10 protein-coding genes are annotated in these 12,427 nt (G+C 42.8%); 9 read left to right on the forward strand and 1 reads right to left on the reverse strand.

Features of this window, described 5'->3' with window-relative positions; all coding sequences use genetic code 11:
- Positions 1 to 12: 12 nt before the first annotated feature.
- From NXH67_RS16440 to NXH67_RS16480, 9 genes are all read left to right on the forward strand, one after another.
- On the forward strand, positions 13 to 405 hold the full coding sequence (locus tag NXH67_RS16440) for a pyridoxamine 5'-phosphate oxidase family protein (protein ID WP_022777254.1): 393 nt from the start codon (positions 13 to 15) through the stop codon (positions 403 to 405).
- A gap of 32 nt (positions 406 to 437) precedes the next feature.
- Positions 438 to 2,045 (forward strand): Mbeg1-like protein, encoded by a 1,608-nt coding sequence (locus NXH67_RS16445; RefSeq protein WP_272798095.1) that lies wholly within the window; start codon positions 438 to 440, stop codon positions 2,043 to 2,045.
- Positions 2,046 to 2,071: 26 nt separating this feature from the next.
- On the forward strand, positions 2,072 to 4,132 hold the full coding sequence (locus tag NXH67_RS16450; RefSeq protein WP_272798096.1) for a SpoIIE family protein phosphatase: 2,061 nt from the start codon (positions 2,072 to 2,074) through the stop codon (positions 4,130 to 4,132).
- Between the two features lie 239 nt (positions 4,133 to 4,371).
- The gene (mnmA, locus tag NXH67_RS16455; protein ID WP_272798097.1) at positions 4,372 to 5,457 is read left to right on the forward strand and encodes a tRNA 2-thiouridine(34) synthase MnmA; all 1,086 of its coding nucleotides are present in this window, start codon (positions 4,372 to 4,374) and stop codon (positions 5,455 to 5,457) included.
- A 26-nt stretch (positions 5,458 to 5,483) separates the two neighbouring features.
- Entirely contained in the window at positions 5,484 to 7,388 is a 1,905-nt protein-coding gene (locus tag NXH67_RS16460) for an alpha-L-arabinofuranosidase C-terminal domain-containing protein (protein ID WP_272798098.1), read from the forward strand.
- A 12-nt stretch (positions 7,389 to 7,400) separates the two neighbouring features.
- A complete protein-coding gene (locus NXH67_RS16465) occupies positions 7,401 to 8,351 on the forward strand; it encodes a type I phosphomannose isomerase catalytic subunit (protein WP_272798099.1) in 951 nt (316 codons plus the stop codon).
- An 11-nt stretch (positions 8,352 to 8,362) separates the two neighbouring features.
- Positions 8,363 to 9,271: an ROK family protein gene (locus NXH67_RS16470; RefSeq protein WP_022777249.1), complete on the forward strand. Its 909-nt coding sequence runs from the start codon at positions 8,363 to 8,365 to the stop codon at positions 9,269 to 9,271.
- Positions 9,272 to 9,276: 5 nt separating this feature from the next.
- Entirely contained in the window at positions 9,277 to 10,242 is a 966-nt protein-coding gene (locus NXH67_RS16475) for a radical SAM protein (protein WP_272798100.1), read from the forward strand.
- 237 nt (positions 10,243 to 10,479) lie between these two features.
- Positions 10,480 to 11,319 (forward strand): AraC family transcriptional regulator, encoded by an 840-nt coding sequence (locus NXH67_RS16480; RefSeq protein ID WP_272798101.1) that lies wholly within the window; start codon positions 10,480 to 10,482, stop codon positions 11,317 to 11,319.
- A gap of 84 nt (positions 11,320 to 11,403) precedes the next feature.
- Here NXH67_RS16480 and NXH67_RS16485 read toward each other — a convergent pair whose 3' ends face one another.
- Positions 11,404 to 12,426: a LacI family DNA-binding transcriptional regulator gene (locus NXH67_RS16485; protein WP_022777246.1), complete on the reverse strand. Its 1,023-nt coding sequence runs from the start codon at positions 12,424 to 12,426 to the stop codon at positions 11,404 to 11,406.
- Position 12,427: the final 1 nt, after the last annotated feature.

Here is a 12,427-nt window from a genome sequence, read left to right on the forward strand (position 1 = left end):
GGAGAAAAAAAGATGCAGAGAGTAGAGAAGTTTTTGAAGGAAGCAAACACATATTATCTGGCAACTGTTGATGGAGACCAGCCCAGAGTAAGACCCTTTGGAACTGTAAATATTTTCGAGGGTAAGCTCTATATCCAGACCGGAAGAATGAAGGACGTATCCAAGCAGATTCATAAGAATCCCAAGGTTGAGATATGCGCATTTAACGGCAAAGAGTGGCTGAGAGTCGCCTGCACACTTGTTGCGGATGACAGAAGAGAAGCCAAGGCCAGCATGCTTGATGCCTATCCGGAGCTTCAGAATATGTACAGTGCTGATGACAGAAACACTGAAGTTTTCTACATGAAGGATGCAACAGCTACCTTCAGCTCCTTTGTTCATGAGCCCGAGGTAGTTAAGTTCTGATTTTGTTTATGATGATCTGTCAGAGGTAAATCATGGCAAATATCGATGATTATGTTAAGTGGCGAGGGGATCTTTCTTTTAAGGAAAGGTCCTTCAAAATAGAGGACAATCTGGTCCTCTCGGAACTTGCATATGTTGATTTCAAAGAAGTGATCTCTTCAGATGAAAAGATCACTCTTTGTGATGCAGTTGAAAGGGCAAAGCGAAAAGGTCCCATACATGTTACAAGAGCCGGATCTACCAAAGAGGATGAGGACTTTATTATTACCTGCGGAGAATCCATTAGATTTGGCAAAGCGATACTTGAGGATTATCAGGATATAATCGATTATTCCGACAAACAGTTTGCTGCTGTGACCTATAACCTGGATGACGGAACAACGGTGATAGCTTTTAGGGGAACAGACAGTACCATCATAGGCTGGAAGGAAGATTTCATGATAAGCTACACGAATGTTCCTTCCCAGGAACTTGCTCTTGAATATGCCAAGAAGCATGTGGCGAAGGCACAGGGCAAGGTTATTATCTGCGGCCATTCCAAAGGTGCCCATCTGGCTCTTTATGCTGCGGCCCATCTTCCTGATGAAAGTAAGGACAAACTTACAAGAGTTTATATGAATGATGGCCCGGGCTTTTGCGATGATGTTCTGGATAAGAGTCTTATTGATACCATAAGGGATAAACTCACCACCACAACACCGGAATACTCCATCATCGGAAGGCTCTATGAGACCAAAGGCAAAGAAAATTACATCGTCAGAAGCTCTGCCATGGCTCTTATGCAGCACAGCATGAAGAACTGGGAAATATCCGAATCCGGGCTGGTTACCTGCGGCGACCATTCTCCGGAGAGTTATCTTTTGAATGACCTCATAAAGAGATTTGTTGAAGGAATGGATCTTGGGGCCAGAGAGAACTTTGTTGATACGCTCTTTGATTCCATGGCCGAAGGCGGCGTTACAACTATCAAAGAATTTGCTGTTCAGGGACCTGCTGCCTTTGAGAAAATTCTTGTAAAAATGGCAGGCAATGATGCTCTGAATATTAAGAATAAAGCTGCCAATATCAAAAAAGAGGACGATAAGTCCAAAAACATATTCACCAGGATATGGGGACTTGTTAACAGAAAAAAGGTTGTAAGAATTGCAGTATCACTGGTACTGTCCACTCTGTGCTTTTTGTTTCCGGATTTCGCAATGGAGTCGGTTATATCATTCCTTTTGGTGGCCTTGTGCATATATGAGGTTGTTCTAACCATAAGACATCTCAAGGAATCGGAATGGAATTTTAAAAAGGAAAGGCCCAGGGTATCCATATGTATTGTTTTGTGGGTTGGCGCCTGTGCTGTACTTGTCAAACATGACGCTCTGTTCGTTATTTCAAGTATGGTTGTCGGAATAGTGCTTTTGACTCTGGCATACCAGAATGTTATTAATTTCAGAATCTATAACGATAAATATTTTGAACGTTTCAGATATTCATTTGAAGGAATAGTAACACTTATTCTTGGGGGATATATACTTGTTGTTCCGGAGATCGGAAATAGCTGGTATATGTATTCCTGCGGTTTTTTACTTCTCATTGATTCCATCTTTGAGATATTAAAGGTCTTCAGGGATCGGGGAAAACAAAGTAGATAATATGTTTTACTTTGGAGGTTACTTCTATGATTTCAATGATAATCAAGATGTCCCTTATCGTTCTGGCACATGTGATACTTACCCTTTGTCTGTGGAAATACAGGGGAGATAAGAAGGTCACAGCTTTATGGCGCATATTTATAGGCATCATTTACGGATGCTGCGCTGTATTATCTACCCATTTCGGCGTGGCCTACAGCCATATGGTTCTTAATGTCAGGGATCTTGGTCCTCTTATCGCAGGCCTGTATTTTGATCCCGTATCCGGTATAATTGCCGGCCTCATAGGAGGTATCGAGCGTTACATCGCAGGTACCTATTTCGGAGTGGGCTCCTATACCAGGATTGCCTGCAGTTTATCCACTTGTCTTTCCGGCTTTGTTGCTGCTGTTTTGCACATATTCATATTTAAGAAAAAGAAACCTTCCGCTACCTATTCCTTCTTTATGGGCGCGGTAATGGAAGTTTTCCATATGTACGTGGTATTCATTACCCATAGAAATGACATGGAAATGGCTTTCTATGTGGTAAAGATATGCTCAGTTCCAATGATAATTTTCTGTGGCCTTGGCCTTGCTATTGTTTCATTGGCCATAAGGCTCCTTTCTGAAAAGGATTACAAGCCCTTTATAAGGCTTAAGGACGAGGAGACCAAGGTATCACAGCAGTTTCAGTTCTGGCTTTTTATTGTCACAGGGACCATCATTGTTCTCAGTTTTCTATTTGCCTTCGCGATTCAGACAGAGACTGCTCTGCAGCAGACAAGAAGTCAGCTCAGGACCCAGGCAGACGACATCAAGGCAACCTATACCAAAGTAAAAAAATACGGCGACGATACCAGCATCATACACTTCCATGTGGGACAGGAGGGTTCCTTTGACATTATTCAGAAAAACGGAAGCATTCTTGCCGGAGATCACAAGGGAAATCTGATAAAACAAAAGGACCTGGAGAAGGTATGGAGTTACAAAAAGAATGAGTTTGTCACAGAGACCTTTTTTGAGAACGTGAGCTTTTGCTATATCGAACAACTTTCCGATGATGAGATACTTCTTGTAAGACTTCCTGCCTCGGAGGTATATGAAGACAGAGATGCGGCCTCCTATGAGAATGCTTTTGCTGATATTTTGCTTTTTGCAGTAATATATGTTCTGATCTCTATGCTGGTAAAAGCGATCGTGGTGGACAATCTTGATCTGGTGAATCAATCACTGTCCAAGATAACTAACGGCAATCTCAATGAGACGGTTTCTGTATACAACTCCTCGGAGTTTGCTTCCCTGTCCAATGATATCAATCAGACTGTTGCCGTACTAAAGAGCTATATTGAGGCTGCAGAAAAAAGAATTGCCCAGGAGCTTGAATTTGCCAAGACCATTCAGGAATCGGCGCTTCCCAAGAATTTTGATTTTCAGGGGGGAAGATTTGAGATTTATGCAACAATGAATCCTGCCAAGGAAATAGGTGGTGATTTCTATGATTTCTTTTTTACCGGTCTGGATAAATTCTGTATCGTGATCGCAGATGTATCGGGTAAGGGAATACCTGCGGCCCTCTTTATGATGCGAAGTAAGACTGCCATAAGAACAATGGCCGAATCGGGGCTTGCGCCTTCCGAGGTTCTTGAAAGAGCCAACAATACGCTCTGTGAAGGAAATGATGCGGATATGTTTGTGACGGTGTGGATTGGAATTCTTGACCTTAAGACCGGCATAATGAAGTGCACAAATGCAGGACATGAATATCCAATGATCAGGAAAGCTGCCGGTGACTTCGAACTGTTAAAGGATAAGCATAGCGCCGCCGTTGCCATAATGGAGGACATGAAATTCAAGGAATACGAACTCCGGCTGGAAAAGGGAGATACCATTTTTGTATACACTGATGGTCTTCCGGAGGGTATCGATAAAGAAAAGGAACAGTTTGGTACAGACAGAATACTTGATGCACTGAACAAAAATAAGGATGTTTCCATGGAAAGACTGCTACCACGAATCTCCAGAGAACTGCATGTGTTTGTCGGTGAAGAGGAGCAGTTTGATGATGAGACTATGGTGGGCTTTAAGTTCATTGGATATGAGAATTGATCAAAAATCATACAAGAAAGAGCCACCACGTATGTGATGGCCCTTTTCTTATGAGATGCAGGGCATATGAACGCCCCACATGAAGGTAAGTTTATGTTAACATTACTTGATTGAAATTACTATTAAATCGATATAAAATATAATGCTTAAACTTGCGTTTTACGTTATACTATTCTATGGGTATGCGGGGCCTTTCGGTTCTGCATTTTTGTAATTATATGAGTATAAAGGATTAAACTATGCCGGATAATAAATCTGCTCTTATTGCTATGAGCGGCGGAGTGGACAGCTCGGTTGCAGCAAGGATCATGGCTGACAGAGGCTATGACTGCATGGGCTGTACCATGAGACTATATGAAAACGATATGATAGGGGAGGACCTGTTCGGGACCTGCTGCAGCCTCAAGGATACTGAGGATGCAAGGGCAGTTTGTGACCGCATCGGTATTCCCTATAACATTTACCATTATGAAGCTGAGTTTCGTGACAAGGTCATAGAGCCCTTTGTCTGCAGCTATGAGAAGGGTGAGACCCCCAATCCCTGTATAAGATGTAACAGGTATCTTAAGTTTGACAGTCTCTATAACAAGGCAAGGGAACTGGGATATAACTATATTGTTACAGGGCACTACGCAAGGATTCAGGAGAAGGATGGAGTGTACTATCTGCTGAAGGCGGCAGACCTTAATAAGGATCAGAGCTATGTATTGTATGACCTTACTCAGGAGCAGCTTGCCCACACAGTTTTTCCTCTCGGAGAACTTACCAAGACTCAGGTCAGGGAGATCGCTGATTCAAACGGATTTGTAACCTCCCATAAGAAGGAAAGCCAGGATATCTGCTTTGTTCCTGATGGTGATTATGCCGGTATGATCGAAAGATACCGCGGAAAGAAGTATCCTAAGGGCAATTTTGTTGACCTTGAGGGCAATGTTCTGGGAACTCATGACGGAATAATCAATTACACCATCGGTCAGAGAAGAGGCCTGGGTATTCCTGCTGACAGAAGGCTCTATGTAACAAGGCTCAAGGTGGAGGACAATGAGGTTGTTCTTGCCGATAATGCCGATCTTTTCAAAAAAGAGCTTATTGTCAGGGATTTCCATTATATTTCCGGAGATGTTCCCTCAGAGCCTTTTAAGTGCTCAGCCAAGATACGATACAGACACAAGGAGCAGCCCTGTACTGTAACTGCCCTTGAAAATGGATGTGCGAAAATTGTGTTTGATGAACCACAGCGTGCTATAACCGCAGGACAGTCAGCTGTTTTATACGACGGAGAAATTGTTCTTGGCGGTGGTATCATCGACAGAGTTATAGACTAAAAAATATTACATAATAAGGAGTTTTTATGGCTAAACAGATTAGCAAAGGAATGTTCGGACTGTTTTTTGAAGATATAAATTATGGCCTGGACGGCGGACTTAATGCCGAAATGCTTGAGAACAGGGCATTTGAGTTTGTTGAGGGGCATGGCTACAAGGATCATTATTATCAGAAGGGTGCTTATCTCTACGGATGGAATGCTTACCCTAACGAGGGTGGAGCCAAGTTAACTGTTCTTGATATTGAGCCACTTAATGAGATTAATCCTCATTATATGTGCCTTAGAACTGTCTCTGAGAATGCAGGCTTTACCAACAAGGCCTACGATGGCATCTATATGAAGGCGGGGGTTCCTGCTCATATCAGTTTCTATGCCAAGACAGTAGGACAGAGTTCTGTTTGCATCAAGCTGTTTGACACTGATGGTAAAGAAATCTGCTCCTCTAAGTACCTTACTGTAACAGGAGCTGACTGGACTAAGTATGAGTGTGATATCGTATCTGAGACTTGTGTAGAGAAGGCTGTTTTCACAGTTGTTGCCTCAGAGCCTTCCGTAATATGTTTTGACCAGTTCAGAATGATTCCTGATGACGCTGTACTTGGTCTTTTCAGAAAAGATCTGGCAGAGCTCCTTAAGGATATTCACCCCGGCTTCATGAGATTTCCCGGAGGATGCATTATCGAAGGAAATGAACTTACCAACAGATATCAGTGGAAGAAGTCTGTTGGCCCCTCTGAGGAGAGGAAGTCTAATTGGAACAGATGGGCAGTTCACGGCAATGACGATGGCAAGAAGGATATTGGAAATTACCCCTATTACAACCAGACTCTCGGAATCGGATATTTTGAGTATTTCCTTCTATGCGAATATCTTGGTTGTGAGCCCCTTCCTGTAATGAATGTTGGCCTTGCGTGCCAGTATCAGTCAAGCGAGCTTGTTTACAGCGACAGCCCTGAATTTAGCGTATTTGTTCAGGACGCTCTTGATCTTATTGAGTTCGCCAACGGCGATGTGAGCACAAAATGGGGCGCTGTAAGAGCTAAGATGGGACATCCCGCACCTTTTAATATGAAATTTATCGGAATCGGCAATGAGCAGTGGGAGACAGACAAGGTTGATTTCTTCCACCGTTATGAGGCATTTGAAAAGGCGATTCATGAGAAATATCCTGAGATCAATTGCTGCGGAAGTGCCGGCCCCGATGTTACTTCGGAGCATTACAGGGATGCCTGGGATCATTTTGCACCCAGAATGAAGGCAGACCCCAATTACAGTGTTGCTGTGGATGAGCACTATTATGTTTCTGATAAGTGGATGTATGAAAACGTCCACATGTATGACAACTATGAGAAGCACAGAAAGGTATTCGCAGGAGAATATGCCTGCCATATAAATGGAGACAGGAAGCCCGAGGAGCGCAACAGCTTTGGGGCTGCTCTTGCAGAAGCAGCCTTCATGACAGGCCTTGAGAGGAATGCCGATGTTGTACTGATGGCTTCCTATGCACCTTTGTTCGCAAGACTTGGCTATGCTCAGTGGCATCCTGATCTTATCTGGTTTGATGGTAAAACAGCTTACGGCTCACCCAGTTACTATGTTCAGAAGATGTATTCTGTTTTCACAGGAACAGAGGTTATAGAAGCAGATTTCTCTGCTTATGAAAATGATAAAGTATATATTGCAGCATCTAAGGATAATGAAAAGATCTATATCAAGGTCATCAATGCCGGAGATAAGGATGTAACTGTAGATATTTTAGCTGTTACAGACAAAAAGTCTGACGAAGTCTATCTGATGGAAGGCGATGTGGATGACTGCAATAGCATCAAGGAGCCTCAGAAGGTATCTTTGAAAAAGACTGACGCTGTTGTTTCAGGGTCTTTTGATTCCGGAAAGAAGACAATAGCTGTTCTGGTGTTTAAGATTTAACGGAGTAGATTTATGGAAATGTTCAAACTGATACCTGCCTGCAAGGATTATCTGTGGGGAGGAAACAGACTTGCCACTGAATACGGCATTAAATATGACGGTGACATCCTGGCAGAAGCCTGGCTACTGTCCTGCCATAAGGATGGCTGTTCGGTAATAGAAGGCGGTGAGTACAATGGAAAGACATTGCCTGAGCTTATAGAGCTTATTGGCAGTGATTTTCTTGGAGCAAATTGCAAAGGCCTTCAGGATTTTCCAATCCTGATCAAGTTTATTGATGCAAAAAAGCCTCTGTCAATTCAGGTTCATCCTGATGATGAATATGCCCTTGAGCATGAGAATCAGCTTGGCAAAACCGAGATGTGGTATGTGCTTGATGCCAAAGAAGGAGCTTTTTTGTATCAGGGCTTTTCCCATGAGATAGGAAGGGAGGAGTTCAAAGAAAGAATTGAGGACAACACGCTGGAAGAGGTTCTTAACAAAGTATATGTTAAAAAAGGTGATGTTCTCTTTATTCCGCCAAGAACTCTGCATGCCATAGGTGAAGGTATACTGATCGCCGAGATACAGCAAAATTCCAATGTTACCTACAGGATTTATGACTACGGAAGAGTTGGCGCTGATGGCAAGCCAAGGCAGCTCCATATCAAGGAGTCACTTGATGTTACAGAGCTTACAAGACCGGAGGCTTTTAGTAGCGGTGCTGAGCATCTTGTCAGCTGCAATTTCTTTGATGTTGATCATGTTGATGTATCAGATGGAAATACTTATGAATCTGTAGCTGATGAGAGATCTTTTGTAAGTATCATCGCGATTGAAGGAAATTCAGTAATTACCTGCAGGGGCAAGAGTATCGAACTTAAGAAAGGGGAATCTCTTTTTGTACCTGCTGCATCAGGGGATTTTGAGATTAGCGGTAATGCACAATTTTTGATAACAAGGATTCCGGATAAGATAAAGTAAGGGGGGATAATATGTTATTTGGAGCGCTTGAAGCCGGCGGAACCAAGATGGTGGTCGCAATTGGTGATGGAAACGGCAAGATTTTGGATAGGAAGTCTATTCCTACAACAACTCCGGAAGAGACAATGCCTCTTATCGAGGAGTATTTCAGGGAATGGAATCAGAATAAGGATCATGAGATTAAGGCTCTTGGAGTTGCCTGCTTTGGCCCGATCGATCTTGACAGAAATTCAGATACCTACGGCTACATTACTTCCACACCCAAAACAGCATGGAAGAACTATAATATAGTCGGCGAACTTAAGGACAAGCTTGGCATTCCGGTTGGATTTGATACGGATGTCAACGGATCGCTTCTGGGAGAGGCTACCTGGGGATGCGCACGGGGGCTTACAGATGCGATATATCTTACAATAGGCACCGGAATCGGCGGAGGAGTTATGTCTAACGGTAAGCTCCTTCACGGCATGCTGCATCCTGAGCTGGGACACATCAGAATCGGTAAGCTCTCTTCAGATCCCGGCGAATGTGTATGTCCTTACCACAAGGACTGCTTTGAAGGTCTTGCGGCCGGTCCTTCCATCGAAAAGAGGTGGGGGAAAAAGGGTGTTGAGCTTAAAGATGAAGCAAAAGTATGGGAGCTTGAAGCTGAATATATAGGCATTGCTCTTACTGATTTTGTTATGACGCTGAGTCCTCAGAAGATCATTCTCGGCGGAGGCGTTATGCATCAGGAACAGCTTTTTCCTATGATAAGACAAGCTTTTGAGAAGTATAATGCAGGATACATCAATGCTGACAGACTTAAGTATCTTGATGAGTATATAGTACCTGCCAGTCTCAATGATGATCAGGGCATAATGGGAGCAATCAAGCTTGCGATAGATGAGCTGGACTATCAAAGTCATATTGGTTTGTGAAAATTATGAGTGAAATTATACAGGAGTATTCTTCCTGCACTCTGTGCCCGAGAATGTGCAGGGTAGACAGGAATAAAACGATAGGATATTGCAGAGAAGGCAGCACGCTTCACGTAAGCAGGGCTGCCCTTCATTTATGGGAAGAACCATGTATTTCAGGTTACTCCGGCTCCGGCACGGTATTCTTTTCCGGCTGTAATATGGGCTGTGTTTTCTGCCAGAACAAGAAGATCAGCAGAGGAGAAGTGGGGAAACACATAGATATTCCAAGGCTTACGGAGATTTTCTTTGAACTCAAAGAAAAAGGAGCCAATAATATAAATCTTGTAACCGCAGATATGTTTATTCCTTCGGTCAGAGAAGCTATTGTTTCTGCCATGGATCAGGGCTTTGATCTTCCTTTTCTTCTGAATACTTCATCATATCTTAATGTAGATGTGGTAAAGAGTCTGGATGGACTTATAGACATTTATTTGCCCGATATGAAGTATATCAGAGAACGGGATGCAGTGAGATACAGTAATGCTCCCGGGTATGTTGAGGCGGCCAAAGCAGCCATTGATGAGATGGTGCGTCAACAGCCTGAGTGTCTGTTCCGCGATGCTATAAATAATCGCAGGTACTATGAAAATGCTTCTAATGATAAAGATGATTCTGACGATGAGCATATATTATCAAGAGGAGTAGTGATAAGACATTTATTGATGCCTGGAATGCTGATCCAGGCCAAAATGATAGTTAAATATTTATATGAAAAGTATGGAGATAAGGTTTACATCAGCCTTATGAATCAGTTTACTCCCAACGGAGAACTGGATAATTACCCTGAAATAGACAGGAAGGTTACTGATCGTGATTATAACAGTCTTATAGATTATGCTTCAGAACTGGGTGTATCAAATGGTTTTATGCAGGTAGGGGAAACGGCAGAAGAGAGCTTTATCCCGGATTTTGACTGTCAGGGTGTGTAAATACTTAAGATTTATTAGCATAGTAAAAGAAGCCGGTTGGGGACCGGCTTCTTTTGTTGGGGGGTTATACAAATGATATATAAAAAGGTAAATGAATATGGGGTAGCAAATTAAATGTATTTTTATTACTTCCTGCTCACATATTGTACTTTACCATCTGGCACTGTATAATACACGTCATAAAAGATTAAAAAGTAGCCAAATCTTGCGCGGACTATTTTAAAGGAGAAAACATACATGCTACCTATATATAAAGATACCGGTTTGGGTCTTACAATATATCAGCGAAAGAGCACTCACAGTGCGCCTCATCTCCACAGAGCAATCGAATTTGTTTATGTAACCCAGGGTAGTCTTGCGATTGGAGTTGGGCAGAACCTGTATCCCATGGAGAAAGGGGACTTTGCGGTGGCGTTCCCGGAGATGGTTCATCATTATCAGGTTTTCTCTGAGGAAGAGAGCAGAGCAATTTATATTTTGGCATCGCCAAATCTTGCACAGGGATATATGAATGAGATATCGAATCTAAGTCCAAAGGAGCCGGTCATAACCAAAAAGAAGGTGCATAAAGACATCATTTACGCAGTTAAGGCCATCTGCAGCGAATTTGCCGACGGACAGGAGAGCCAGGATATAGCGCAGCTGTCCAAGGATGAGAATGCCTTGGCCCTTTCCTATATCCACATATTACTGGCAAGGTCCCTTCCGCTCTTGGAACTGGTTCCCAAGGCGGAGATTGGTAGCACGGATCTGATCTACAAATCTGTATCTTATATATCCGGACATTTTGCTGAGGATGTATCACTTGGATCCATGGCCCATGATCTTGGTATCAGTCAGTTTACTTTATCAAGGCTGTTCTCCAAGACCTTTCATAGAAATTTTAACCAGTACCTTAATGAAGTCCGGCTTGACTATGCGCAGACGCTACTGCGGCATACGGATAAGTCAATTACCGATATTTGTTATGATTCCGGATTTGAGAGTCAGAGGACTTTTAACAGATGTTTTTCTGCCAAATATCATGTTTCTCCAAGGGAATATCGAAGGAATATGGATGTTATCAAGGAAGAGTAGGGAACTGAACAGACATATAAAAAGAGGATTATGTAAAGCAATAATTGCATTACATAATCCTCTATATTTTACTTCAAACTGTTATCAGAAACGGGTTGAACCTCTCTTTACCAGCTCTCCGGAGAAGATAGTCTTCTGAGGCATTTCGCTCTGGCTTAAGGTTCCGATAAGAGTCTTAACAAGCTGTATACACATATCCTCCAGACGGTTGTCAACGGAAGAAATATCAGGCTCTGAACACAGTGTAAGGATAGAATTGTTATATCCGATGATCTGAAGATCATTTGGAACACTGATGTTGTTAGCTCTTGCGAAATTCATGGCACCAATGGCAAGGAAGTCATCACTTGTTACGATACCGTCGAACTTGATTCCTTTTTTATAAAGGTTCTCAACAAAGTTCTTAACTCCATCGATGTCTTCGTGACTTCCCTTGAAGCACTGCTGCATCTGTTTCTTCAGTGGAATGTCATGTGTAAGAAGAGCGTTCTGGAAACCTGCCAGCTTCTTAAGTCCACTGTAAGAATTACTGTTATACAGATAAAGGATATCCTTAACTCCAGATGCAATCATCTTCTCTGTGGCGTCCTGAGTTGCCTTGTAGTCATCGCACAGTGTGCAATATACATTGGGGCAATCAAAATCAGCATTGAGGAGCATGATGGGCACTGTTGCAGCTGCATCTCTTACATACTGGTTGTCCTCGGAGTTGTTCATGATGAAGTTGGAACCAACCATTACAACTGAGTCAACATGCTGAGAGAGCAGGAGATTAAGGGACTCTTTTCTTGGGTGCATCTCGTAACCTGTGCAGCAAAGAACTGAATGATAGCCGTTCTCGCGAAGGTTCTGCTCGATGTAATAAATAGCTTTTGCAAGATAAAGGTCAGAGGCATCGGCACAGAGGATACCGATAGTCTTCATTGAATTAAGACCAAGGCCCCTGGCAAAAGCGTTGGGTTTGTATCCGTATTGCTCAATGATGTCCATAACCTTTTTTCTGGTTCTGGGCTTAACATTGGTGCTGCCGTTAAGCACCCTGGAAACAGTGGCTATAGACACACCGGCTTTTTTGGATATGTCGTAAATAGTCATCTGGCCGCTCATG

It is taken from the genome of Butyrivibrio sp. DSM 10294, from assembly GCF_028539135.1.
In the GTDB taxonomy this organism is placed as follows: domain Bacteria; phylum Bacillota; class Clostridia; order Lachnospirales; family Lachnospiraceae; genus Butyrivibrio.

What these genes read in the sequence shown, in the direction of transcription:
- NXH67_RS16440 (WP_022777254.1), top strand. Translation starts at nt 13, where the DNA reads ATGCAGAGAGTAGAGAAGTTTTTGAAGGAAGCAAACACATATTATCTG.
- NXH67_RS16445 (WP_272798095.1), top strand. Translation starts at nt 438, where the DNA reads ATGGCAAATATCGATGATTATGTTAAGTGGCGAGGGGATCTTTCTTTT.
- NXH67_RS16450 (WP_272798096.1), top strand. Translation starts at nt 2,072, where the DNA reads ATGATTTCAATGATAATCAAGATGTCCCTTATCGTTCTGGCACATGTG.
- mnmA (WP_272798097.1), top strand. Translation starts at nt 4,372, where the DNA reads ATGCCGGATAATAAATCTGCTCTTATTGCTATGAGCGGCGGAGTGGAC.
- NXH67_RS16460 (WP_272798098.1), top strand. Translation starts at nt 5,484, where the DNA reads ATGGCTAAACAGATTAGCAAAGGAATGTTCGGACTGTTTTTTGAAGAT.
- NXH67_RS16465 (WP_272798099.1), top strand. Translation starts at nt 7,401, where the DNA reads ATGGAAATGTTCAAACTGATACCTGCCTGCAAGGATTATCTGTGGGGA.
- NXH67_RS16470 (WP_022777249.1), top strand. Translation starts at nt 8,363, where the DNA reads ATGTTATTTGGAGCGCTTGAAGCCGGCGGAACCAAGATGGTGGTCGCA.
- NXH67_RS16475 (WP_272798100.1), top strand. Translation starts at nt 9,277, where the DNA reads ATGAGTGAAATTATACAGGAGTATTCTTCCTGCACTCTGTGCCCGAGA.
- NXH67_RS16480 (WP_272798101.1), top strand. Translation starts at nt 10,480, where the DNA reads ATGCTACCTATATATAAAGATACCGGTTTGGGTCTTACAATATATCAG.
- NXH67_RS16485 (WP_022777246.1), bottom strand. Translation starts at nt 12,426, where the DNA reads ATGAGCGGCCAGATGACTATTTACGACATATCCAAAAAAGCCGGTGTG.